This is a genomic window from Actinomycetospora atypica (assembly GCF_042653685.1).
GTDB lineage: Bacteria > Actinomycetota > Actinomycetes > Mycobacteriales > Pseudonocardiaceae > Actinomycetospora > Actinomycetospora atypica.
Genome location: NZ_JBHSIV010000007.1, coordinates 129,164 through 153,071 on the forward strand (window position 1 = coordinate 129,164; position 23,908 = coordinate 153,071).

The 23,908-nt window shown below is 75.4% G+C and carries 21 protein-coding genes; all 21 read left to right on the top strand.

What is annotated here, in order from left to right; translation table 11 throughout:
- Nucleotides 1–9: 9 nt before the first annotated feature.
- The 21 genes from murG to ACFPBZ_RS09205 all read left to right on the top strand — a co-directional run bounded on the left by murG (nt 10) and on the right by ACFPBZ_RS09205 (nt 23,846).
- Complete coding sequence (murG, locus tag ACFPBZ_RS09105) at nt 10–1,125, top strand: undecaprenyldiphospho-muramoylpentapeptide beta-N-acetylglucosaminyltransferase (RefSeq protein WP_378035711.1); 1,116 nt, start codon at nt 10–12, stop codon at nt 1,123–1,125.
- 11 nt (nt 1,126–1,136) lie between these two features.
- The gene (gene murC / locus ACFPBZ_RS09110) at nt 1,137–2,603 is read left to right on the top strand and encodes a UDP-N-acetylmuramate--L-alanine ligase (protein ID WP_378035782.1); all 1,467 of its coding nucleotides are present in this window, start codon (nt 1,137–1,139) and stop codon (nt 2,601–2,603) included.
- 4 nt (nt 2,604–2,607) lie between these two features.
- Nucleotides 2,608–3,480 (top strand): cell division protein FtsQ/DivIB, encoded by an 873-nt coding sequence (locus ACFPBZ_RS09115; RefSeq protein WP_378035712.1) that lies wholly within the window; start codon nt 2,608–2,610, stop codon nt 3,478–3,480.
- A gap of 307 nt (nt 3,481–3,787) precedes the next feature.
- A complete protein-coding gene (locus ACFPBZ_RS09120) occupies nt 3,788–5,155 on the top strand; it encodes a hypothetical protein (RefSeq protein WP_378035713.1) in 1,368 nt (455 codons plus the stop codon).
- A complete protein-coding gene (locus tag ACFPBZ_RS09125; protein ID WP_378035714.1) occupies nt 5,139–6,575 on the top strand; it encodes a polysaccharide lyase in 1,437 nt (478 codons plus the stop codon). The genes ACFPBZ_RS09120 and ACFPBZ_RS09125 overlap by 17 nt, the downstream gene beginning before the upstream one ends.
- Nucleotides 6,576–6,841: 266 nt before the next feature.
- A complete protein-coding gene (ftsZ, locus tag ACFPBZ_RS09130) occupies nt 6,842–8,140 on the top strand; it encodes a cell division protein FtsZ (RefSeq protein ID WP_378035715.1) in 1,299 nt (432 codons plus the stop codon).
- Between the two features lie 22 nt (nt 8,141–8,162).
- The gene (gene pgeF, locus ACFPBZ_RS09135; RefSeq protein WP_378035716.1) at nt 8,163–8,873 is read left to right on the top strand and encodes a peptidoglycan editing factor PgeF; all 711 of its coding nucleotides are present in this window, start codon (nt 8,163–8,165) and stop codon (nt 8,871–8,873) included.
- Nucleotides 8,870–9,613: a YggS family pyridoxal phosphate-dependent enzyme gene (locus tag ACFPBZ_RS09140; RefSeq protein ID WP_378035717.1), complete on the top strand. Its 744-nt coding sequence runs from the start codon at nt 8,870–8,872 to the stop codon at nt 9,611–9,613. The genes pgeF and ACFPBZ_RS09140 overlap by 4 nt, the downstream gene beginning before the upstream one ends.
- Nucleotides 9,614–10,156: 543 nt before the next feature.
- On the top strand, nt 10,157–10,702 hold the full coding sequence (locus tag ACFPBZ_RS29610; protein ID WP_417281522.1) for a cell division protein SepF: 546 nt from the start codon (nt 10,157–10,159) through the stop codon (nt 10,700–10,702).
- A gap of 371 nt (nt 10,703–11,073) precedes the next feature.
- A complete protein-coding gene (gene wag31, locus ACFPBZ_RS09150) occupies nt 11,074–12,015 on the top strand; it encodes a DivIVA-like cell division protein Wag31 (RefSeq protein WP_378035718.1) in 942 nt (313 codons plus the stop codon).
- A gap of 72 nt (nt 12,016–12,087) precedes the next feature.
- Nucleotides 12,088–14,304 carry a hypothetical protein gene (locus ACFPBZ_RS09155; protein WP_378035719.1) on the top strand — a complete coding sequence of 739 codons (2,217 nt, stop codon included), beginning with the start codon at nt 12,088–12,090 and terminating at the stop codon, nt 14,302–14,304.
- A 41-nt stretch (nt 14,305–14,345) separates the two neighbouring features.
- Entirely contained in the window at nt 14,346–15,149 is an 804-nt protein-coding gene (locus ACFPBZ_RS09160) for a class I SAM-dependent methyltransferase (protein WP_378035720.1), read from the top strand.
- A gap of 79 nt (nt 15,150–15,228) precedes the next feature.
- The gene (locus ACFPBZ_RS09165; RefSeq protein WP_378035721.1) at nt 15,229–16,713 is read left to right on the top strand and encodes a potassium/proton antiporter; all 1,485 of its coding nucleotides are present in this window, start codon (nt 15,229–15,231) and stop codon (nt 16,711–16,713) included.
- 46 nt (nt 16,714–16,759) lie between these two features.
- Nucleotides 16,760–17,320: a signal peptidase II gene (gene lspA, locus ACFPBZ_RS09170; RefSeq protein ID WP_378035722.1), complete on the top strand. Its 561-nt coding sequence runs from the start codon at nt 16,760–16,762 to the stop codon at nt 17,318–17,320.
- A complete protein-coding gene (locus ACFPBZ_RS09175) occupies nt 17,317–18,252 on the top strand; it encodes an RluA family pseudouridine synthase (RefSeq protein WP_378035723.1) in 936 nt (311 codons plus the stop codon). Before lspA ends, ACFPBZ_RS09175 begins: the two co-directional genes overlap by 4 nt.
- 92 nt (nt 18,253–18,344) lie before the next feature.
- Entirely contained in the window at nt 18,345–19,058 is a 714-nt protein-coding gene (locus ACFPBZ_RS09180; protein ID WP_378035724.1) for a hypothetical protein, read from the top strand.
- A gap of 170 nt (nt 19,059–19,228) precedes the next feature.
- A complete protein-coding gene (locus tag ACFPBZ_RS09185; RefSeq protein WP_378035725.1) occupies nt 19,229–20,500 on the top strand; it encodes an NAD(P)/FAD-dependent oxidoreductase in 1,272 nt (423 codons plus the stop codon).
- A gap of 94 nt (nt 20,501–20,594) precedes the next feature.
- Nucleotides 20,595–21,572 (top strand): malate dehydrogenase, encoded by a 978-nt coding sequence (locus tag ACFPBZ_RS09190; RefSeq protein WP_378035726.1) that lies wholly within the window; start codon nt 20,595–20,597, stop codon nt 21,570–21,572.
- A gap of 37 nt (nt 21,573–21,609) precedes the next feature.
- Nucleotides 21,610–21,984 carry a cupin domain-containing protein gene (locus ACFPBZ_RS09195; RefSeq protein ID WP_378035727.1) on the top strand — a complete coding sequence of 125 codons (375 nt, stop codon included), beginning with the start codon at nt 21,610–21,612 and terminating at the stop codon, nt 21,982–21,984.
- 55 nt (nt 21,985–22,039) lie between these two features.
- Nucleotides 22,040–22,882, top strand: a complete 843-nt coding sequence (gene dapA / locus ACFPBZ_RS09200) for a 4-hydroxy-tetrahydrodipicolinate synthase (protein ID WP_378035728.1) — start codon at nt 22,040–22,042, stop codon at nt 22,880–22,882.
- A gap of 187 nt (nt 22,883–23,069) precedes the next feature.
- Complete coding sequence (locus ACFPBZ_RS09205) at nt 23,070–23,846, top strand: hypothetical protein (RefSeq protein ID WP_378035729.1); 777 nt, start codon at nt 23,070–23,072, stop codon at nt 23,844–23,846.
- The last annotated feature ends 62 nt before the right edge of the window (nt 23,847–23,908 follow it).

Consider the following 23,908-nt stretch of genomic DNA (forward strand, 5'->3'; position numbering starts at 1 on the left):
TCCGTGCCCGTGGACCGCAGCCCCCTGTCCGTGGTCGTCGCCGGTGGCGGCACCGCCGGCCACATCGAGCCCGCGCTCGCCCTGGCCGACGCCGTGAAGCGGCTGCGCCCGGACGCCCGGGTCACCGCGCTCGGCACCGCGCGCGGACTGGAGACGACGCTCGTCCCGAAGCGGGGCTACGCGCTGGAGCTCGTGCCGCCGGTGCCGCTGCCGCGCAAGCCGTCGAAGGACCTGCTCGCGCTGCCGTGGCGGGTGCTGCGCTCGGTGCGGCGCACCCGGCAGGTGCTCAAGCAGGTCGAGGCGGACGTCGTCGTCGGGTTCGGCGGCTACGTGGCGCTGCCCGCCTACCTGGCCGCGCGGATGCCCGGGACCCGGATGCCGGTCGTCGTGCACGAGGCCAACGCCAGCGCCGGCATCGCGAACAAGGTCGGCGCGCGGCACGCGGCGGCCGTCGCCGCGGCCGTGCCCGGCAGCGGGCTCGACGCGCGGGTGATCGGGATGCCGCTGCGGCGCGCGATCACCACCCTCGACCGCGAGGCGCTGCGGGCGAAGGCCCGGGCGCACTTCGGGCTCGACCCGCAGGCGCCGACGCTGCTCGTCTTCGGCGGCTCGCAGGGCGCCCGCTCGCTCAACGAGGCCGTCGCCGCGGCCGCGGGCCCGCTCGCCCGCGCCGGGATCGGGGTGCTGCACGCGCACGGGCCGAAGAACACCGTCGACGTCGCGCCCGTCCCCGGGCGGCCGCCGTACGTCGCGGTGCCCTACCTGGAGCGGATGGACCTCGCCTACGCCGCGGCCGACCTCGCGATCTGCCGGTCGGGGGCGATGACGGTGGCGGAGGTGTCGGCGGTCGGGCTGCCCGCGATCTACGTCCCGCTGCCCCACGGCAACGGCGAGCAGCGGCTCAACGCGCTGCCCGTGGTGGAGCAGGGCGGCGGCGAGATCGTGGAGGACGCCGACCTGACCGCGGAGCGCGTCGTCGAGCTCGTCGTACCCCTGCTGACCAGCGGGGAACGCCTGTCGGCGATGAGCGTGGCGGCCCGGCGTACGGGCCACGCCGACGCGGACGAGACACTGGCGAGGATGGTGCTGGACGCGGTGGCGGGCACGAGGGGGGACGAGCGGTGACGGACGAGACGATGGCGGTCGGCGAGCAGTCGGTGGTGCCCGAGCTGCCGCGGCTGCTCTCGCGGGTCCACTTCATCGGCGCGGGCGGGGCCGCGATGAGCGGGATCGCCCGCATCCTGCTGGCCCGCGGGGCGATGGTGTCGGGCTCCGACGCCAAGGACTCCCGCGTGGTCCTGGCCCTGCGCACGCTGGGCGCGGAGATCGCCGTGGGGCACGACGCCGCGAACCTCGACCTCCTTCCCGGCGGCCCCACGGCCCTCGTCACGACGAAGGCCGTGCACCAGGCCGACCCCGACAACCCCGAGCTCCTCGAGGCCGCCGCGCGCGGCATCCCGGTGCTGCACCGCTCCGCCGTGCTCGCCGAGCTCATGGCCGACCACCGGGCCGCGTGCGTCTCGGGCAGCGCCGGCAAGACCTCGACCACCTCGATGCTCGTGGTGGCGCTGCAGGCGTGCGGGGCCGACCCGTCGTTCATGATCGGCGGCGACCTGCTGGCCTCCGGCTCGAGCGCCCACCACGGGCACGGCGACGTGTTCGTCGCCGAGGCCGACGAGTCCGACGGCTCGTTCCTCGCCTACTCGCCCGCGGTCGCGATCGTCACCAACGTCGAGCCCGACCACCTCGACCACCACGGCACCGTCGAGGCCTACGTCGCGGTGTTCGACGCCTTCGCCGGCCGCATCGAGCCCGGCGGCGCCCTCGTGGTGTGCGCCGACGACCCCGGCGCCGCGGCGCTGGGGGACCGGGCCGAGGCCGCCGGCATCCGCGTCCGCCGCTACGGCCGGGCGGCCACGGGGCCCGACGACGTCCGGGTCCTCGACTACCGGGCCGAGGCGTCGACCGGGGTCCTGACGATCCTCGTGGCCGGCGGGGAGCACACCCTGCGGCTCGGCGTGGCGGGGGAGCACCAGGCCCTCAACGCCTGCGCCGCGCTGCTCGCCGCGCTCGACCTCGGGGCCCCGCTCGACCGCCTGCTCGCGGGCCTCGCCTCGTTCACCGGGGTGCGGCGGCGCTTCGAGCTGCGCGGGCAGGCCGCGGGGGTGCGGGTGTACGACGACTACGCCCACGCGCCGACCAAGGTCGCCGCCCAGCTGCGCGCGGCCCGTCCGGTGCTGGGGGACCGGGGACGGCTGATCGTCGCCTTCCAGCCCCACCTGTACTCCCGGACCCGCGACTTCGCGGCCGCCTTCGGCGAGGCGCTCTCGCTCGCCGACGAGGTGGTGCTGCTCGACGTCTACGGCGCGCGCGAGCAGCCCGAGCCCGGGATCAACGGCGCGACGATCGCCCGCGAGGTCGCCCTGCCCGCCGAGCACGTCCACTACGAGCCGTCCTGGGCGGCCGTCCCGGGCCTGCTCGCCGACCTGGCCCGGCCCGGCGACCTCGTCATCACCATGGGCGCGGGCGACGTCACCGTCCTGGGCCCCGAGGTCCTCGCCGAGATCGAGCGCCGTGAGGCGCCCGCACCCGTCGGGGGCTGACGCCATGGCGCGGTCGGGCGGGCCGACGTCGGGCCGCCGTCCGCGCCAGGGCGCCCCCGAGGGGGCGTCGACCCGTTCCGGTGCGGCGCGTCCCCGCGCCGGGCGCGCCCGCGACGGACGTGGGCGCCGCCCGTCGTCGCGCCCTCCGCGCGACCGCGGCCCGCGCGACCATCCCGCGCTCGACGCCCGGAACCGGCGGCACCGGGCCCTGCGCCGCCGGATCACCGCCGCCGTGGTGCTCCTGGCCGCGGTCGGCGGCCTGGTGTGGCTGCTCGCCTTCTCCCCGGTGTTCGACGTCCGGGACGTCGAGGTCACCGGGGCCTCGCCCGAGGCCCTGCCGGCGGTCCGGGACGCCGCCGCGGTGCCGCCGGAGACGTCGCTGCTGTGGCTCTCGACGAGCGATCTCGACGCGCGGGTGGCGACGATTCCGCGGGTCGCGTCCGTGGACGTGCGGCGCTCGCTGCCGGGCACGGTGACGGTGACCGTCTCCGAGCGGGAGCCGGTCGCCGCCGTGCCGCTGGGGCCCGCGGTGGCCCTGGTCGACGACACCGGCTTCGCCTACCGCACCCTCCCGGCCCCGCCCCCCGGGATCCCGCGCCTGGTGCTGCCGCCCGCGGTCGCCCCGTCGCCCGCCGACCCGGCCACCGTGGCCGCCGTCCGGGTCCTGGGGGCCCTCCCGCCCGCCCTGCGCCGCACGGTCACCGAGGTCCGGGCGGCGAGCGCCTACGACGTCTCCTTCACCGTCGACGGCGGCCGGACGGTCCGCTGGGGCGCCGACGGCGAGGACGAGCGCAAGGCCGCCGTGCTCGGGCCCCTCCTGACGCGCCCCGGCCAGACCTTCGACGTGTCCACCCCGGAGCTCCCCGTCGTCAGTTGAGCGTGCGGGCCCGCCGTCACGCGGGTCGCGACCCCCGACCCTCGATCACCACTCGAAGTGTGACCGCGTGTCACCGTGTCGGTCCGGGGCGCCGCACACGGTGGGTGTGCATCCGGGCTCCAGGTCCCCCGTCCGTGGGCGATCGAGCCTGCCCGAGGGGCACGCTGAGCAGCCATTACCTCGATCGACGTCTGTCACCCCCTGGGTTATCACTCACGCGCACACCAGGCGTTTCGCTTGACCCACCCGTGTCACGGAGCGTCAACTCTGCGCCGTCCAGCGACGCCGGGGAGAAGGTGCGAGCACGATGACCATGAGCAGCGACCGCGATACCGGGGGAGTGCCACCACGGGCCCGGCGTGCCCTGGCGGCGGTGCTCACGGCCGGGGTGGTGGGCGCCGTCCTGAGCGCGACCCTCGTCGTGGCGCCCGACGCCCGGGCGGCCGAGCCCGGCGAGACCTGGATCCCCGAGCTCTCCCTCGACGGCGGGGACGACGTCAACGTCGTCGCGACCGCCGGCGCGATCCGCCTCGCCGACGGCGTGGTGCGCGCCCAGAGCGCCCGCTCGCCCTACGCCGAGGGCGAGCTGCTCCTGCCGCCCCGCCGGACCGCCGCGCCCGTCGACCGGGTCGACGCCCGGGCGACCGCGGACGTGCCGCCGGGAGGCGAGGTGCACGTCGACGTCCGCGGCCTGCGCGCCAACGGGACCTGGAGCCAGTGGACCCCGGCCGAGCCGGGCGCCCCCGCGGTCCTCGCCCAGCCGACCACCGACCTCCAGACCCGCGTCACGCTCGTCGCCGGCGACTTCGGCGCGAGCCCGTCCCTGCAGCGCCTGTGGCTCGCCGCCACCCGCGGCCCGGCCCAGCCCCTGCCGAGCACGACCGCCCCCGCGCCGACCACCACGACGCCTCCGGCCCCGACGACGACCCCCGCCCCGACCACGACCAAGCCGCCGGTCACCACGACCCCGGCCGGGCCGCTCGCCACGCCCGCCGTCTCCAGCCGGGTGTTCGCCACCCGCATCGGCCTCGTCGGGAACTCGACGGCCAACGGCCACGTGGTCAAGCCGCGCGACCACTTCGTGGCGCTGCCCTCGCGCCGCGGCCTCGCCCCGAAGGGCACCGGGGACTACACCGTGAAGGTCTGCGCCGAGAACGGCCGCTGCTCCTGGTCGCCGGTGTGGGACGTCGGCCCCTGGAACATCCGCGACGACTACTGGAACACCCCGGGCGCGCGCCAGGAGTGGAAGGACCTCCCGCAGGGCTTCCCCCAGGCCCAGGCGGCCTACCAGCGCGGCTACAACGGCGGCAAGGACGGCTTCGGGCGCCGGGTCGCCAACCCCGCGGGCATCGACCTCGCCGACGGCACCTACTACGACGACCTGCAGCTGCGCGACAACAGCTGGGTCACCGTCACCTACCTCTGGACCGGCACCGCACCGTCGGCGCTGGCCCGCCCCACCAACGCGCCCACGATCGTCGTGCGCTCCGCCCCGACCGACTCCTCGTCCGCCGTCGGCGCCGTCGCCGCCGGTGCCCGCATGGCCGTCACCTGCACCGCCGCCGGCCAGCTCCGCGCCGGCTCGCAGGGCACGAGCGACCGCTGGCTCCAGGTCGGTCCCCAGCAGTACGTCCCCGCCGCCGCCGTGGAGGCCCCCCGTGTCTCGTCCTGCTGATCTGCAAGCACCCGTCGACCGCCCGCTCTCCCCGCACGCCGGGCCCGGGGCCCGGCCGTCCGCCGCGCCGCTCGACCGCGACCGGCGCCGCCGCACCCGCCGGCGGTCCGCCGTCCTGGCGGGGGCGGGCGCCCTGCTCGCGGGCGTCATCGGGTTCGCCGCCTCGGCCACCGCCCTGCCCACCGGCGAGAGCTGGGGGGCCGAGCTCGCGGTCTCCGGGGGCGACGACACCAACGTCCGTCTCGTCAACGGGGCCGTCCGCCTCGTCGCGCCGTCGACGGAGAAGGCGCGCTCGGAGGGCGTCATGCTCCTGGCCCCGCGGCGGCCCGCCGTGCCGGCCAACGCCGTGACCACCGAGCTCACCGCCGACCTGCCCCCGGGCACCGCGGCGCGGGTGGACGTCCGGAGCATCCTGCCCGACGGCGCGTGGAGCCCCTGGTTCCCGACGAAGGACGACGTCCGCACCGTCCTGCCGGCCATGACGACCCAGGTCCAGGCCCGCATCGTCATGCTGGGCGGGTCGGGGGCCGTGAGCCCGGCCGTGGAGCGGCTGTGGCTGACCACGGCGTCGACCGCGGCGGCGCCCGCCGCCACCCCGGTCCCGACGACGTCCACGGCCGCCCCCGCCCCGGGCACGGTCGCCCCCACGACGACGAAGCCGCCCGTCACCACGACGAAGCCCGCGGCCCCCACCACGACGGTCATCCCGATCAAGCCGTCGACCCCGACGAAGCCCCCGGCCCCGGCCCCGGCGGCCGCCGGGCGGATCTGGACCGCGGACGTGACGAAGCAGGGCCTGGGCATGTTCAAGGACACGCCCTGGAACATGGTCGGGGCGAAGAAGCCGACCGTCGTCGACGCCACCGGGCTCCCCGGGCGCAAGGCGCTCCGGTTCACGATGCCGGGCGGCGGGACCCGCGCGGAGATCGAGCCGAACGTCGACAACTTCACCGAGGGCCAGGACCGCTTCGTCCGCCTCTCGGTGCGGCTGGCCGACGGGTTCCCCGTGAACACCGACTCCTGGCAGCTCATCACCCAGTTCAAGAACGAGGGGACCGGCAGCCCACCCCTCGAGCTGCGCATCGGCAAGGGCAACTTCGTGCTCTCCGGGGGCTTCGGCCGCCCGGGCGGGTCGCGCAGCTTCGACAAGGTCATCGGCCCGGCCGTCCCCGGCAAGGTCGTGACCGTGGTGCTGCGGGTGAAGTTCTCCTCCGACCCGTCCAAGGGCGTCGTCGACGCCTGGCTCGACGGGCAGCAGCGTTTCGCGGGCTTCAAGCCGCCGGGCGGCACGCTCTACCCCGGGATGTACAGCTACTGGAAGCTCGGGCTCTACCGGGACAAGGGGATCGGCACCCCCGCCACCTACGAGCTCTCCGACGCGATGCTCGGCTCGTCCTACGCCGCGGTGACCACCGGCTGAGACACAACGCGGGTGAGATCGTCTCCACGAGCGCCGAACTCTCGACCACGCGTCGAGAGTTCGGCGCTCGTGTGGCAGATGGGTGACATCCACCCGCGACACGCGCGGCGCGCCTGCGTGCATCGCCCCGTGTCGGCTGCCTACGGTCGCCCTCGGCGCCGGAGCGTGGGGGCACTGCAGCATAGACCTCTACTCGAGGTCGAAGGTTGAGGGTTCGCCCCGCGTGTCGGCGTGGTCCCGAGTTCCGCAGTGAAAGGCGAGATCAGATGACGCCCCCGCACAACTACCTGGCCGTGATCAAGGTCGTCGGCATCGGTGGCGGCGGCGTCAACGCCGTCAACCGCATGATCGAGGTCGGCCTCAAGGGGGTCGAGTTCATCGCGGTGAACACCGACGCCCAGGCCCTGCTGATGTCGGACGCCGACGTCAAGCTCGACGTGGGCCGCGAGCTCACGCGGGGGCTCGGCGCCGGCGCGGCCCCCGACGTGGGCCGGCGCGCCGCCGAGGACCACGCCGAGGAGATCGAGGAGGTCATCAAGGGGGCCGACATGGTCTTCGTGACGGCCGGCGAGGGCGGCGGCACCGGCACCGGCGGCGCCCCCGTGGTCGCGGGCATCGCCCGCAAGCTCGGCGCGCTGACCATCGGCGTCGTCACCCGGCCCTTCTCCTTCGAGGGCAAGCGCCGGGCGACGCAGGCCGAGAACGGCATCCAGGAGCTGCGCAACGAGTGCGACACGCTCATCGTCATCCCGAACGACCGCCTCCTGCAGCTCGGCGACGTCTCGCTGTCGCTGATGGACGCCTTCCGGTCCGCCGACGAGGTCCTCCTCTCCGGTGTCCAGGGCATCACCGACCTCATCACCACCCCGGGTCTGATCAACCTCGACTTCGCCGACGTCAAGAGCGTCATGTCGGGCGCGGGCAGCGCCCTCATGGGCATCGGCTCGGCGCGCGGCGACGGGCGCAGCGTCGAGGCGGCCGGCAAGGCGATCAACTCGCCGCTGCTCGAGGCCTCCATGGACGGCGCCTACGGCGTCCTGCTCTCCATCGCAGGCGGCTCCGACCTCGGCCTGTTCGAGATCAACGAGGCCGCGTCGCTGGTGCAGGAGGCCGCGCACCCCGACGCCAACATCATCTTCGGGACGGTCATCGACGACTCCCTCGGCGACGAGGTGCGGGTGACGGTGATCGCGGCGGGCTTCGACTCCGGGGCCCCGACCCACACGAAGGCCGTCCCCGCCGCGATCGGCCAGCGCGGCGGCCCGCCTCCGGCCGGTGGCAGCCGCGGCCCGATCGCCGCCGGCGACTCGGGGTACCGCGCGCCGAGCGCGCCGCCGCACCAGCCGCAGCCGCACATCCCGGCGTCGGTGGCCTCGGCGCCGACCACGCCGTCGATGCCGGTGCCGAAGGCCGAGGAGGTCAAGGCCGCCCCGGCCACCACGTCCGCCCCGGCCGAGGTGAGCCCGCCGGCGGGCGCGACGCCCGTCGACGGCGCGTCGTCGGGAACCCCGGCGAAGTCCAAGGGCGAGGACGACGACGTCGACGTCCCCTCCTTCATGCGCTGAGCCGGCGGGGGACACTGTCACCGTGCGGGTACGACGTGTCCTGACCACTCGTGCGGGCGGACGCTCGAAGCCCCCGTACGACTCCTTCAACCTCGGCGACCACGTCGGCGACGATCCCGCGGCCGTGGCCGCCAACCGGGAGCGGCTGGCCCGCGGGATCGGGCTCGAGCCGGCGAAGGTGGCGTGGATGAACCAGGTCCACGGCACCGACGTCGCGGTCGTCGACGGGCCCCAGAGCGAGATCCCGACGGCCGACGCCCTGGTCACCGAGCAGCCGAGACTGGCGCTCGTCGTGGTGGTGGCCGACTGCACGCCGGTGCTGCTGGCCGACCCCGGGGCGGGGATCGTCGCGGCCGCCCACGCCGGGCGCACCGGAGCGGCGGCGGGCGTGCTGCCCGCCACCCTGCGTGCCATGGAGGAGCTCGGCGCCGAGCGGGAGCGCACCGAGGTGCTGCTCGGGCCCGCCGTCTGCGGGCTCTGCTACGAGGTCCCCGCGGCGATGCGCGACGAGGTGGAGGCCGCCCTGCCCGGTAGTGCGGCCACCACCCGGCTCGGCACGCCGTCGCTCGACCTGCGGGCCGGGCTGGTGCGCCAGCTCCGGGACGAGGGCGTGCTGAAGATCGACACCGACGGGCGCTGCACCTTCGAGGACGACCAGCTGTTCAGCCACCGCCGGGCGCGGCCCACCGGCCGGCTCGCCGGCGTGACCTGGTGGGAGTACGACCGCCGGTGACCGCGGATCCCGGAGAGGCGGACCGGCCCGACGGCCGCCGGGCCGCCCTGGCCCGTGCCCTCGAGGACGTCCGCGCGCGGATCGACGCCGCCGCCCGCGCGGCGGGCCGCGACCCCGCCGAGGTGTCCCTGCTCGCCGTCACCAAGACGTGGCCGGCGGCCGACGTGGTGCACCTGGTCGACCTCGGCCTGCACGACTTCGGGGAGAACAAGGAGCAGGAGGGCGCCGCCAAGGCCGCGGAGGTCGCCGACGCCCGCCCCGGCGCCGACGTCCGGTGGCGGGTGGTGGGCCGGCTGCAGCGGAACAAGGCGCGCCACCTCGTCCGGTGGGCCCACGCGGTCGACTCCGTCGACTCGGTCCGGCTCGCCGAGGCGCTCGACCGCGCCGCGGGCAACGCGCTCGAGGCGGGGGAGCGCACCGGACCCCTGCACGTCCTGGTGCAGGTGAGCCTCGACGGCGCCGAGGGACGCGGCGGGGTGGCCGTCGACCGGGTCGAGGAGCTCGCCGGGCACGTCGCAGCGAGCGACCACCTCTCCCTCGACGGGGTGATGGCCGTGGCCCCCCGCGACGTCGAACCCGCCGAGGCCTTCGGCACGTTTGCCGCGGTGGCCGCCCGGGTCCGCGCTGCTTATCCCGACGCCACGACGCTCTCAGCTGGGATGTCCGGGGATCTCGAGGCCGCGATCGAGCACGGATCGACGTGTGTGCGTGTCGGAACGGCTCTGCTCGGCGCCCGGTAGCTAGCGTTCCGTGTGAGTGAATGACACGGATGTAAGTCGGCAGTCTCCGGCCCGCCGGCGGTTGCGAAGGGAGAGGCTGCCATGACCGCTCTGCACCGGGTGAAGGCGTACTTCGGCATGGTGCCCGCGGACGAGCTGGACGCCTACGACGGCTACGGCGAGTACGTCGGCTCCTCCCGGGCCGGGGACCCGCGCGACCGGTACGACTCGTTCGACGGGCCGGCCGACCGCTACTCGCGCCGCCCGCGGCACGAGCGCTACGACGGCGACCGCTACGACTCCTACGAGTCCGACCGGTACGGCCCCGAGCGCTACGAGTCCGACCGGTACGAGTCGGACCGCTACGAGGCCGACCGCTACGACGACGGCCGGGCCGAGCCCGGTCGCCGCTCCGAGTTCGACCGGCGGGCCGAGCCGGCCCGCGCCGACGACCGGACCCGCACCCCGCGGCCCCGGGACCCCGAGCCGGAGGGCCGCGACACCCCGCGGCTCGCCCCCGAGACCGACCGGACCCCGGCCGGCGACCGCGACGAGGAGGCCGACGTGTCCGTCCGCACGAGTGCACGGGGTCGAAGCTGGGAGCAGAACACCGGCCCCAACCACACCGCCCGGTCCGGCCGCTCCGGCGCGCTGTCCGCGGTCGGCGGGTCCGGCTCGTCGTCGGGCAGCTCGCTGTCGGGGTCCCTCGCCGGGTCCGGGGCGTCGCTCTCGGCCTCCGGCGCGGCGGCCCTGGCCCTGGACGAGCCCGCCCGCCCGGTGCGGGCCGTCGAGCCGGCCGCGCCCGCGGCCAAGGCGCCCGACACGCCCGCCGTCCCGGAGATCACGACGCTGAAGCCCACCAGCTACAACGAGGCGCGGACCATCGGCGAGCGCTACCGCGACGGCATTCCGGTGATCATGAACCTCACCGAGATGGACGACGTGGCGGCCAAGCGGCTCGTCGACTTCGCGGCCGGTCTGGCCTTCGCGCTGCGCGGCTCGATCGAGAAGGTCACCAACCGCGTGTTCCTGCTCTCACCCCCGAACGTCGAGGTCTCCGCGACCGACCGGCGGAAGTTCGCCGAGTCGTCTTTCGCCTCGTCTTCCTGAACCGAATCTGAGAGGCGGCAACCCCTCGTCGAGCGGTTGCGGCGGGTGGTCGGTCGAGGGCGCCGAGCGTCCGACCGGCCCCCGGAGGGGCTGTGGAGCAGGGCGAGCAGCTCGGTCACGGGCGGTGGGACTCGACGAGCGGTCCCGCACCGTCCGGCCGATCGCCCTCCGGCGTGTCGCGAGGTACGCGTGTGGGCGGACGCTCCTTGATCCGTGGCGCTCAGTCACCGATCGGGCGTTGTTCGCAGCGCAACCCTGGACCTGTCCACTATGGTTCACCTGCTCGCAGAGGTCGTACTCTGCGGGTCGCGGAGCTCGAAGAGCCCGAGGTACCTGGGGTTCCGCAGCCGAGGAGTGCTTGAGGAGATCCGATGCCGCTGACCCCTGCCGACGTTCACAACGTCGCGTTCAGCAAGCCGCCGATCGGCAAAAGGGGCTACAACGAGGACGAGGTCGACGCTTTCCTCGACCTCGTCGAGGCCGAGCTGGGCCGACTGCTCGAGGAGAACAACGATCTCCGCGAGCAGGTCGAGCAGCTCGAGCAGCAGCTCTCGAGTGCCCATGCCGATCTGGACGACGCGAGGACGAAGGCCGCCCAGGCCCCGTCCCAGCAGAGCGCCCCCGCGCAGCCGCCGGCGGCGACCACCACCATGGTGGCGCCCCAGCAGCAGCAGCGTCCCGTCGAGGACGCGCCGCGCACCGTGCAGCAGCCGATGCCGGTGGCCCAGGCCCCGGCACCGCAGCAGAACGTGGTGCCGCCGCCCTTCGGGTCCGACCCGTCGCCGATGAACGGCGGGGGTGACCACCACGTCCAGGCGGCGAAGGTGCTCGGCCTCGCCCAGGAGATGGCCGACCGGCTCACCGCCGAGGCCAAGTCCGAGGCCGACGGGATGCTCTCGGACGCCCGGACGAAGTCCGAGCAGCTGCTCTCCGAGGCGCGCACCAAGTCCGACAGCATGGTCAACGAGGCCCGGAGCCGCGCCGAGACGATGCTGAACGACGCCCGGACGCGTGCGGAGACCCTCGAGCGGCAGGCCCGCGACAAGGCGTCGACGCTCGAGCGCGACGCCCAGCGCAAGCACAACGAGACGATCACCCTGATCGAGCAGCAGAAGAGCGGCCTCGAGAAGAAGATCGACGAACTGCGCACCTTCGAGCGGGAGTACCGCACGCGGCTCAAGACGTACCTGGAGTCGCAGCTGCGGGACCTCGAGGGCCGTGGATCGGCCGCGCCGGCCGACGGTGCGGGCCGCAACGGCTCCGGGGGATACGCGACCAGCGGATACGGCTCCCGGGCCGAAGCCGGCAGCTGAGTCGGGCGATCCGGTCGGGGCAGGGGAAGGCTTCCGATCGGTGAACCGACGCGGTAGGTGAGGGGCCGACCCGTGCTACTGCTCGTCCTGCTCTGCGTCGTCGTGGCCTTCGGGCTCCTCGTCGTCGCCGTCGTCACCACCACCGCGGCGTGGGCCTGGGGTTCGGTGATCGCCAGCGCCATCGCGGCCGCGCTGCTGGTCACCGACCTCCTGCGTCGCCGCCGGGCCAGGGCGGCCGAGCCCGCGGCAGCCGCCGCGGGCCCGTCCGCCGGGCAGGAGTTCTGGAGCGGGCAGCAGCCCGGGGACCCGTCCTCGGCGCCCGTCACGGCCGGCCCGCCCTCGGCGCCGGGCACGGGCAGCCGGCCCGCCCCGCAGGACGGTGCGGCCCGGCCGTTCACCGGCCCGTCCGGTGGGCCCGGGAACGGCCAGGGCGGTCGCCCGCCCATGCCCCCGCCGCCCATGCGGCCGCGCGGCATCCCGCCCGGCCTCCGGGCGGTCGCCACCGGACGTCTCGGTCACGACCCGTCCCGGGTGCCCAACGCCCCGGACGGCTCCCGGTTCCTCGGCCTCGTGCCGCTGCCCGGGTCCCCGGCCGCCGGCCCGCCACAGGGCCGGTTCGGTGCTCCGGCACCGTGGCAGGGTCCGGGCCAGCCCCAGGGCCCGGGTCAGCAGCAGGGTCCCGGCCAGCAGGGTCCGGGCCAGCCCCAGGCTCCCGGCCAGCCGTTCGGTCAGCAGGCGGGCCAGGGCCAGCCGGGACAGCACTCCGTGACCGGCCAGCAGCAGACCCAGGGCCAGCAGACTCAGGGCCAGCAGCCGCAGGGCCCGGGCCAGCCGCAGGGCCCGGGTCAGCAGGGCCCGCGTGGCCCGGTGGCCCCGGCCTCGAGCCCGCTCCCGGCCGATTCGTCGGACGGACGTCCCGCGTCGGCTCCCGAGGGAGCCCGTCCCGACGGGTCCCGGAGCGGGGCCGCCGCCGCCGCGGCCGGTGCCGGCGCGGCGGGCCTGGCCGCGGCCGCCGCGACCAGCCGGTCGGACACGGCTTCGCACAGCCCCGAGGACGAGCAGGACGCGACGTCGCGGATGTCGTCCGAGCGTCTCGACCGCGCCCGGCAGGATGCCTCCGGCGCCCCGTCGGACGGCGCGGCCCCCACCGACCGCCCGGGCGACTCCTCGGCCCGCGGCCCGGAGGCCCGGTCGCAGGACGGTCGCGACCCCCACCCGGTCGACGACACGCGCGCCTCCACCGACGGCCGGGACGACCGACGCGGACCGCCGGCCGGTGCCACGCCCGCCGAGCAGGGCCGGGGCAACGGTCACGGCACCGAGCGCGAGGGCAGCGGAGCCTCCGTGGCCGGTGGCAACGGCCACCAGGGCCCCGAGGTGCCGCGCGGACGTCCCGCGGGCGCCGACGGCGTCGCGGCGGCCACTGGCCGCCCCGGAGGCGCCACCAACGGCCAGCCGGAGCAGCCGCCCCAGGCGGCCCAGCAGCAGCCGGGCCAGCAGCAGCCGGGCCAGCAGGGTGCCCCGCAGCCGCCGAGCCAGCAGCAGCCGCCGAGCCAGCAGCAGCCCGGCCAGCAGCAGCAGTCCGCGCAGCAGCAGTTCGCCCAGCAGCAGCAGGCCGCGGCGGCCCAGCAGCCGCCCGAACGGCAGCCGTCCGCCCAGCAGCAGTCCGCGCAGCCGCCGCCCGCTCAGCAGCAGCCCGCGCAGTCGCACATCGGGCAGCAGTCCGGGTCGGCCCACCAGGATCAGTCGCCTGCTCAGCAGCAGTCCGCCCAGCAGCAGCCGGGTCAGCAGCAGCCGGGTCAGCAGCAGCCGGGTCAGCAGCAGCCGGCCCAGTCGCAGATCGGGCAGCAGCAGTCCGCGGCCGCCCAGCAGCCGGCCGGTCAGCAGCCGGCCGGTCAGCAGTCCACGGCCGCCCAGCAGCAGCCCGGTCAGCAGCAGTACTCCGGAACCGGCAGCCAGCAGGCAGCGGCCGGGCCGCCCCCGGCCGGTCGTCAGGGTCCGCCGCCGATGACCCCCGGGCCGCCCACCCCGCCGCCGATGCGGGCCCCGGAGCCGGAGGACGAGACCCCCGACGCCGCGAGCCTCGACGTCGTCGTCGCGCGGGTGGACGAGGTGCTCGTCATCGACGAGGAGCCGCACTTCCACCTGGGGCGCTGCGGCTACCTGTTCGGCCGCGAGGTCATCCCGCTGCCCGTGTCCGAGGCCATCGAGCTCGGGTTCGCCGGGTGCTCCTGGTGCTCCCCGGTCCGGTCGCTGGCCGAGCAGCACGGGGCCGACAGCCGGCGCTGACCGCTCCGCGGTCGTCGGGGTGGCGTGATCAGATGGGCGGCGTGGACACCGAGACCGACACCCACACCGCCGCCGCCCGCTGGACCGCGCTGATGGCGGCCCGGCGCGTGCCCGACGAGATCCTCGCCCACGCGCCGGCCAGTCCCTACCGTCAGGACCCGGAGCGCTTCCAGCCCGCCGCCGAGCCGCCCGACACCCCGTCGCGGCGGGCGGCGCTGGCGTTCCTCGACGAGTCGGCGGAGCGGACCGCGCTCGACGTCGGGTGCGGCGCCGGGGCGGCGTCGCTGCCCCTCGCGGGGTCGGTGCGCCACGTCGTCGGGGTCGACCCGGCCTCGGACATGCTCGCGGCCTTCGTCGGCGCGGCCCTGGAGTGGGGCGTGCCCTACCAGGCGGTGCTGGGGGCGTGGCCCGACGTCCTCGAGGACGCGGGCCCGGCCGACCTCGTGCTGTGCCACCACGTTGGCTACGACACCACCGACCTCGCGTCCTTCGCGGCCGGGCTCACGCGGGCCGCGCGCACGGGCGTCGTCGTCGAACTGCACGCCGAGCACCCGCAGGCCTGGCTCGACCCGCTCTGGCAGCGCTTCCACGGCCTGAGCCGCCCGGCGCCGCCGACCGCCGACGACGCGCTCGCGGTGCTCACCGAGCTCGGGATCGACCCCGAGGTCCGGCGGTGGACCTCGGAGCCCCGCCCCGTCGAGGACCCCGACGCCCGGGCCGCTCGCGTGGCGCGCCGGCTGTGCCTGCCGCTCGACCGGGCCGGGGAGGTCGTCGACGCCCTCGCCGGCCTCACCGGTCCCACCGGCCCGCCGCGCGAGCGGGTGACGATCAGCTGGCGCCCCTGAGCACGCGGGGCGACCGTCCCGGCGACCGCTAGGATCATCAACCCCACCCGGGACGGACCGACAGGGAGGACCGCGGCACGTGGATCGGCTGCCGCTTCTGCTGGGGATCGGCGCCGGTGTCGTCCTGCTCGGGGTCGTCGCGGTCCGGCTCTCCACCCGCATCGGGCTGCCGTCACTGCTGCTCTACCTCGGCATCGGCGTGCTCATCGGCGAGGCCGGGCTCGGGATCCGGTTCGACGACGCCGAGCTCACCCAGGCCCTCGGCGTCGCGGCCCTCGTCCTCATCCTCGCCGACGGCGGCCTGTCGACCCGGTGGTCCACGGTGCGCCCCGCCCTCGGGCTGGGGATCGCGCTCTCCACGATCTCGGTGATCGTCAGCGTGACGCTCACCGGCTTCGCCCTGCACTGGCTGCTCGGGCTCGACCTGCGCATCGCCTTCCTCTGGGGGGCGGTGCTCTCCTCCACCGACGCGGCCGCGGTGTTCAGCGTGCTCCGCGGGCTGGGGCTCGGCGGGCGGCTGGTGGGGGCGCTCGAGCTCGAGTCGGGCCTCAACGACGCCCCGGCCTTCATCGCGGTCGTCGTGCTCTCCTCCGGGGCGGTGCTCTCCTGGACCGACCCGCTGCTCGTCGTCTACGAGCTCGCCCTCGGCGGGGTGCTCGGGGGCCTCATCGGGCGGCTCGGGGCGGCCGGGCTGAAACGGGCCGCGCTGCCGGCCACCGGGCTCTACCCCCTCGCCACGCTCGCGGTGTGCATCGGCGCCTATGCCCTGACCCAGTCGCTGCACGCCTCCGGCCTGCTCGCCTGCTACGTCGCGGCGCTCGTCCTGGGCAACAGCACGCTGCCCCACCGGGAGGGCACGCGGTCGTTCGCCGAGGGGCTCGGCTGGCTGGCCCAGATCGGGCTGTTCGTGCTGCTCGGCCTCTACGTCTCGCCCGACCGCCTCGTCTACGCCGTGGTCCCGGCGCTCATCGCGGCGGCGGTCCTGCTGGTGCTGGCCCGCCCGGCGTCCGTGGTCGCCGCGGCGGTCTGGTTCCGGGTCCCGTGGCGGGAACAGGTGTTCCTTTCCTGGGCGGGCCTGCGCGGCGCGGTGCCCATCGTGCTCGCCCTCGTCCCGCTCACCAGCGGGCTCGAGGGCGCCCGGGAGCTCGTCGACGCCGTGTTCGTCCTCGTCGTCGTGCTCACCGTCGTGCAGGGCACGACGCTGCCCGTCGTCGCGAAGGTGCTCGGGCTCGCCAAGCCGCCCGTGCAGGAGATCGAGGTCGACGCCGCGCCCCTGGAGGCCCTGCGCGCCGACCTGCTGCAGATGACGGTGCCGCAGGGCTCGCGGATGCACGGCGTGTACGTCCGCGAACTGCGCCTGCCCGAGGGGACCGGCCTGTCCCTGGTGGTGCGCCGCGGCGCGAGCTTCACCCCGCAGGGCGACACCCGCCTGCAGGAGGGCGACCAGCTGCTCGTCGTCGCCACCACCACCGCCCGGGAGGCCGCCGAGCGGCGCCTGCGGGCGGTCGACCGCTCCGGGCGCCTCGCCCGCTGGCGCGGGGACGCGGGCGCGGCGCCGTCCTGAGCGCCCCTCACACGGCCGTACCCGGGCGACGGGGGAGGATGGGGGTGTGGAGAGCGCAGACCCCGACGATTCCCGGCCACCGGCCGCCCCGCGGCGGCTGCCGACGCTCGTCGTCACCGCGGTCGTCGTGCTGGCCCTCGACATCGCGACCAAGATCGCCGTCGTGGCCTCGATGGCCGACGGCCAGCGCATCCCGCTGCTGCTCGACGGGACCGTGAGCCTGGTGCTCGTGCGCAACCCGGGCGCGGCCTTCTCCCTCGCCACGGGCATGACGTGGCTGCTCACGCTCGTCGCGCTCGCGGTCGTCGTCGGGATCGCCCGCTTCGCCCGCCGCCTGCACTCGCCGGGCTGGGCGCTCGCCCTCGGGCTGGTGCTCGGCGGCGCGCTGGGCAACCTCGTCGACCGGTTCTTCCGCAGCCCCGGCCCGCTCGAGGGCCACGTCGTCGACTTCGTCTCCGTGGGCTGGTGGCCGGTGTTCAACGCCGCCGACTCCGCGATCTGCGTGGGCGGCGCCCTGCTGGTGGGCCTCGCCCTGTTCGGCGTCGAGATCGACGGCAGCCGGCCGTCGCGCGAGCCCCGGGGCGTGGCGGCGGGGGAGGGCTCGTGACCCTGCGCTCCCTGCCCGTGCCCGACGGCCTCGAGGGCATGCGCCTCGACGCCGGGCTGGCCCGCATGCTGGGCCTGTCGCGGACCGTCGTCGCCGCCCTCGCCGAGGACGGCGCGGTCCGGCTCGACGGCAGCGCGGCCATGAAGTCCGACCGGCTGACCGCCGGCAGCTGGCTCGAGGTCGAACTGCCCGACCCGGAGCGCGACCCCTCCGAGCGGGTCGTCACCGCGCAGGCGGTCGAGGGCCTGGAGGTCCTGCACGAGGACGACGAGATCGTGGTCGTCGACAAGCCCGTCGGCGTCGCGGTGCACCCCAGCCCCGGGTGGGGCGGCCCGACGGTCGTCGCCGGTCTGGCCGCGCTCGGCATCTCGATCGCCACCAGCGGGGCCGCCGAGCGCCAGGGCATCGTCCACCGGCTCGACGCCGGCACGACGGGCGTCATGGTCGTCGCGAAGTCCGAGCGCGCCTACTCGGTGCTCAAGAACGCCTTCCGCGAGCGGACCGTGTCCAAGACCTACCTCGCCGTCGTCCAGGGCCACCCCGACCCCAGCGACGGCACCATCGACGCGCCGATCGACCGGCACCCCAAGCACGACTGGCGCTTCGCGGTGATGACCGACGGCAAGCCCTCGGTCACCCACTACCGCACGCTCGAGGCCTTCCCGGCGGCCTCGCTGCTGGAGGTGGAGCTCGAGACCGGCCGCACCCATCAGATCCGGGTCCATTTCTCCGCCCTGCGCCACCCCTGCGTCGGCGACACGGGCTACGGCGCCGACCCCACCTTGTCCAAGCGCCTCGGGCTCACCCGCCAGTGGCTGCACGCCCACCGGCTCGGCTTCCACCACCCCGCCGACGGGCGCTGGGTGGAGTACACCAGCGAGCCCCCGGCCGACCTGGCCCACGCCCTCGACGTGTTCCGGGCGGCGGCCTGAGCGCCGGGCCCGACCCCGACGGGCCCGACCGGGCCGACCTGCCCGACGAGGCCGACCCGCCGCGGTGGCCGCGCTACGCGATCGGGCTGGCCGTGCTCCTGGTCGTCCTGCTCGTCACGGCGTGGGCCGCCGGCCTCCAGAGCGCCGGGCCCGCCCCCGACGCCGGGAGCACGGACGCGATCCGCCTCGGCCCGGCGGCGGGGGAGGACGTCGCCGCCTACCTCGCGCGCACGGCGACCGTCCCCGACCCCGCCGACGCGTCCCCGCGCCTGGCGCTCGTGCAGTTCGACGAGGCCCTGGCGCCGGCGGCCGCCGCGACCGCGGTCGCGGGCACGACGCCCCTGCAGGCCGTGGTCCGGGTGCCGGTGCCGCGCGTGCAGACCGCCCTGCACCGGGTCGACCTCCCGCCCGCGGCCCCGGACGCCGCGTTCCGGGCCGCGCTGACCGCCGCGGGCCAGGAGGTGGTGCCGGACGCCTCCGGGGCCACCACGGGGGACGCGGGGCGGGACCGGCGGGTGCTGGTGGCCCGCAGCGAGCTCGCGGCGCTGGGACGCCCCGACTGCGCCTGCGTCGTCGCGGCCGTGGTGCGGGTCGACCCCGCGGCCCTGCCCGCCGTCCGCGCCACCGCCGGCGTCCGGGCGGTCGACGTCGCGCCGCCCGGGACGAGCCGGGCCCGGCTGGCCGTCTCGCCGCTCCTGCCCGACCAGGGGCCCGGTCGCCCGGACGGACCCGTCGTCGGGCCGGTTCCCGACGACGGCCCGCTCCTGGGCCCGTTCGCCGTCCCGGGCGCACCCCCGGGCGGGTGACCCGCGCCGGTGCGTTGCCCGTGAGCAGCGACACGGCGTGACGTGCACGGCACGGGTCACGCCCCCCGGGGACCGCGTGGCGGAGGAGCATGGCGGGTAGTCCGGGAGTGAAGTCGCGCAGGGTCGTCTGAATCGAATCGGCCAGCGCGAACCGAGAGGAGACGGGTCAGATGAACGCCGCGGTATCCGCGGGGACGAGCACGGACACGCGTCCCCACGTCGTCGTCGTGGGAGCCGGTTTCGCCGGCCTGTCCGCGGTGCGCTCGCTCCGCAAGGCACCGGTGCGCGTCACCCTGGTCGACCGGCACAGCTACAGCACCTTCCAGCCGCTGCTCTACCAGGTGGCGACCGGTGCGCTGAACCCCGGCGACATCACCTACGGGGCGCGCTCGTTCGTCAGCGCCGAGGCCCGCCGGGGCGAGGCGGGGGCGACCTTCCGCAAGGGCGTCGTCACCGAGATCGACCCCGAGGCGAGGACGGTCACGCTCGACGTCGGGCCGCAGCTCTCCTACGACTACCTGGTGCTCGGCACCGGTGTCACCACGAACTACTTCGGTGTCCCCGGGGCCCCGGAGAACGCCTACCCGATCTACACGCGGGCCGAGGCGCTCGCGGTGCGCGACCGAATGATGGGCTACCTCGACCACATCTCCGCGACCCGCGAGGCCACGGGGGCCTCCGTCGTGGTCGTCGGCGGCGGCGCCACCGGCGTCGAGATGGCCGGCACCCTCGCGGAGCTGCGCAACTCGATGCTGCCCTCGCGCTTCCCCGAGCTCGACCCCGACCAGACCAAGGTCATCCTGCTCGAGATGACCGACAAGGTCCTGGGCCCGTTCGCGCCGAAGCTGCGCGACTACGCCGCGGCCCAGTTGCGCTCCCGCGGCGTCGAGCTCCGGCTCGGGGCGGCCGTGGCCGAGGTGAAGCCCGACCGGGTCGTGCTCAAGGACGGCTCCGAGATCCCCGCGCAGATGACGATCTGGGCCACCGGCGTCGCCGCGCACGACACCGTCAAGAAGTGGGGCCTGCCGCAGGGCCGCGGCGGGCGCATCGTCGTCGGGTCCGACCTGCGCGTGCCGGAGCACCCCGAGGTGTTCGTCGCGGGCGACATCGGCGTCATCGACGACAACCCGCTGCCCCAGCTCGCGCAGCCGGCCATCCAGACCGGGGCGCACGCGGCGAAGAACCTCCTCGCGGAGCTCGAGGGGCGCCCGACGACGCCGTTCAAGTACTTCGACAAGGGCACGATGGCCACGATCGGCCGCCGCGCCGCCGTCGCCGAGATCGCCCACGGCCCGAAGCTCACCGGCACGCTGGCGTGGCTGGCCTGGATGTTCGTGCACGTCTTCGCGCTACTCGGCAACCGCAACCGGATCATGGTGTCGCTGGCGCTGATGTTCCGCTACATCGGGCAGCGCCGCTCCACGCTCGTCGTCGGCGACTGAACCCGGCGTGACCGGCCTCGCCGCGTCCCCGTCGGAGGGGCGTGGCAGGCTGGCGGCCCAGGAAGATCAGTCCGGAACATCGTCTGGAGTACGCATGGCCTCGCCCGTCAACGTCGTCGTCACCGGAGCCGCCGGCCAGATCGGCTACGCGCTGCTCTTCCGCATCGCCTCCGGTCACCTGCTCGGGGAGGACACCCCGGTACGCCTCCGCCTGCTCGAGATCCCGCAGGCCGTGAAGGCCGCGGAGGGCACCGCCCTCGAGCTCGAGGACGGCGCCTTCGAGCTCCTCCAGGGCGTCGACGTGTACGACGACGCCACCCAGGCCTTCGACGGCGCCAACGTCGGCCTGCTCGTCGGGGCCCGCCCCCGCAGCAAGGGCATGGAGCGCGCCGACCTCCTCGAGGCCAACGGCGGGATCTTCAAGCCGCAGGGCGAGGCCCTCAACGGTGCCGCGGACGACGTGAAGGTCCTGGTCGTCGGCAACCCGGCCAACACCAACGCGCTCATCGCCGCGTCGAACTCCGACGTGCCCAAGGACCGCTTCACCGCGATGACGCGCCTGGACCACAACCGCGCGCTCGCCCAGCTCGCCAACAAGTTCGGCGTCGGCGTCGGCCAGATCTCGAAGATGACCATCTGGGGCAACCACTCCGCCTCGCAGTACCCCGACGTCTCGAACGTCCTCATCGACGGCAAGCCGGTCGCCGACCAGATCGACCAGACCTGGCTGACCGACGAGTTCATCCCGCGCGTCGCCAAGCGCGGCGCCGAGATCATCGAGGTGCGCGGCGCCTCCTCGGCGGCGTCCGCGGCCGCCGCGGCGATCGACCACGTCTACACCTGGGTCAACGGCACCCGCGAGAACGACTGGACCTCGGCGGCGATCGTCTCCGACGGCTCCTACGGCGTGCCCGAGGGCCTCGTCTCGTCCTTCCCGGTGACGGCGAAGGACGGCAAGTGGGAGATCGTCCAGGGCCTGGACATCAGCGACTTCTCCCGCGAGCGCATCGACGCCTCCACGAACGAGCTCGCCGAGGAGCGCGAGGCCGTCAAGAAGCTCGGCCTGGTCTGAGCTGTCCTCCGCCCGGGCGGCGCGCCACACTGATCGCATGAGCGAACCGGTGCGCGTCGTCCGGGAGGACGACCTCGTCGACGGCGACCCCACCCCCGGCATGCACCGTCAGGTCGCGTTCGAGGCGCCGTCGCTGTGGGCGGGCCTCGTCCACACCGAGCCCGGCGCCACCTCCGGGTGGCACCACCACGGCGACCACGAGACCAGCCTCTACGTGGTCGCGGGCACCATGCGCCTGGAGTTCGGCGCGGGCGGCTCGGAGGTCGCCGACGCCGGGGCCGGGGAGTTCATCCACGTGCCGGCGCACACGGTGCACCGCGAGTCCAACCCGGGCGGCGACCGGTCGACCGCCGTCATCGCCCGCGCCGGCGACGGCCCGCCGACCGTGAACGTCGACGGTCCCGACGCCTGAGCAGACCGCCCCCCGGTCTCGACGCGTCCCCACCCGACAGGGCAACCTGTCTCCCGTGTCGCTCGGAACCGTCCTCACCGCCATCGTCACTCCCTTCGACGACTCGGGAGCCGTCGACGAGAAGGTGTTCGTCGACCTGATGCACCACCTGACCACGCACGGGTCCGACGGCATCGTCGTGTGCGGCACCACGGGGGAGTCGCCGACGCTCTCGATCGAGGAGCACATGCGGCTCGTCGAGCTGGCGTGCGCCGAGCGCCCGGCGGGCGTGACGATCGTCGGGTCGGCCGGGTCGAACGACACCCGCCACGCCGTCGAGATGACCGAGCGGGCCACCGAGGCCGGCGTCGACGCGATCCTGTCGGTGACGCCCTACTACAACCGGCCGAACCGCCGCGGGCTCGCGGCGCACTACCGCGAGGTCGCGAAGGCCACCGACAAGCCGATCGTGCTCTACAACATCCCCTCGCGGGTCTCGCGCGACGTCCCCAACGACGAACTGGCGGAGCTCGCGCAGATCGAGCACGTCGACTACGTCAAGCAGGCCAACAACGCGAACCTCGCGAAGGTCGACGGGCTCGGCATCTACGCCGGCAACGACGAGCTGTACGGGCCCGTGCTCGACCTGGGGGAGTGCGGGGTCATCTCCGTCGCCTCCCACGTCTGCGGCGACCTGATGGCCCGCATGGCCGCCGAGCCGGAGCACCGCGCGGAGCTGGAGTCGACCTTCAAGGCGATCTGCGACGTGCTCGGCGTCACCGTGAACCCGATCCCGGTCAAGGCGGCGCTGCACATGCTCGGCCTGGTGGGTCCGGGCCTGCGCCTGCCGCTGGTCGAGGCCTCCGACGAGGAGAAGGCCGTGGTGCGCGCCGCGCTCGAGGGCGCCGGCCTGCTGTAGGTCCCTTCCCGACGACGCCCGGGGGCCGGTCGCGCCGCCCCGGAACCTCGAGGGAGTGCTCACGCACCCCGGCAGGGCCTCGGGAGGTGCGTGACGACTCCCTCGCCCGTCTCTGGCCACGACGCCCCCGAGACCGTCAGGGGTCGGTGCCACCGTGTCTCGAGGAGACGGGGGACGGGAGACGGCCATGGGCGTGAAGACGTCGACGGGGCAGCGGCGAGCGGCGAAGGTGCGGGCCCGACGAGGGCGGGCCCGGGTGCCGGACAGAACTCGCGGGCTGCGGAGGCGGGATCGGTCGGAGGATCGGCCCCCGCACCGGCCGTCGGAGCTCCATCCGCTCGAGGTCCTCGAGGAGGTCGACCCGGACCGTCCCGACGAGGACGTCCTCCGGATCGCCCTGGAGCTCGCGGTCGTCCGGACGATCGACACCGGGTCGCCCGACGTCGCCGAGGACGTCGCCGGCCGGATCGGTCGGCTCGGGACCGAGTACGGCGAGGCCGTGGAGCTGGAGTACCTCGACTACCTCGACGGCATGACGCCGGTGGACCCGACGCTGTTCGGTTGGGACGAGCTGGCCCTGGACGTCCTCGTGGGGTGGCTGGGGGCGGCACGACACCGCGAGGACGCGGCAGCGGTGGCCGAGGACGTGCTGCGGTGGGTCGAGCACCGGCTCGGCCGGTCCGGTCAGAGCCTCGAGCAGCAGGCGATCCTCCTCGGCGGGCCGGGCGCGCTGCGGCCGCTCGACCTCGGCCAGTGCCTCCGGCACGACCTGGTCGCCGTCCGGATCTGGCTCGTGGCGGGCCTCGTCGCGGTCACCGGGAACACCGTTCCCGACGCCCTGGTCCACCTCGGGCGTCGGGCGGACACGGTCGTCCCGGGCGTCGACACGCCGCCGCGGAGCGGTGAGCAGCGCCGACGTCCCACCACCCGAGCGAGCGGCGAGACTGTCGGACCCGACGGGTAGGTTGGCCCGCAGTCCCGCGCCTCCGAGATCGCCTCCCGCAGGCCTCGGGGTCGGGTGCCAGG

Bases quoted from the DNA above. Each gene is read 5' to 3' on its own strand.
- ACFPBZ_RS09195 (WP_378035727.1), top strand. From the start codon at position 21,610: ATGAGCGAACCGGTGCGCGTCGTCCGGGAGGACGACCTCGTCGACGGC.
- ACFPBZ_RS09115 (WP_378035712.1), top strand. From the start codon at position 2,608: ATGGCGCGGTCGGGCGGGCCGACGTCGGGCCGCCGTCCGCGCCAGGGC.
- murC (WP_378035782.1), top strand. From the start codon at position 1,137: ATGGCGGTCGGCGAGCAGTCGGTGGTGCCCGAGCTGCCGCGGCTGCTC.
- wag31 (WP_378035718.1), top strand. From the start codon at position 11,074: ATGCCGCTGACCCCTGCCGACGTTCACAACGTCGCGTTCAGCAAGCCG.
- ACFPBZ_RS09190 (WP_378035726.1), top strand. From the start codon at position 20,595: ATGGCCTCGCCCGTCAACGTCGTCGTCACCGGAGCCGCCGGCCAGATC.
- ACFPBZ_RS09185 (WP_378035725.1), top strand. From the start codon at position 19,229: ATGAACGCCGCGGTATCCGCGGGGACGAGCACGGACACGCGTCCCCAC.
- ACFPBZ_RS09205 (WP_378035729.1), top strand. From the start codon at position 23,070: ATGGGCGTGAAGACGTCGACGGGGCAGCGGCGAGCGGCGAAGGTGCGG.
- ftsZ (WP_378035715.1), top strand. From the start codon at position 6,842: ATGACGCCCCCGCACAACTACCTGGCCGTGATCAAGGTCGTCGGCATC.
- ACFPBZ_RS09120 (WP_378035713.1), top strand. From the start codon at position 3,788: ATGACCATGAGCAGCGACCGCGATACCGGGGGAGTGCCACCACGGGCC.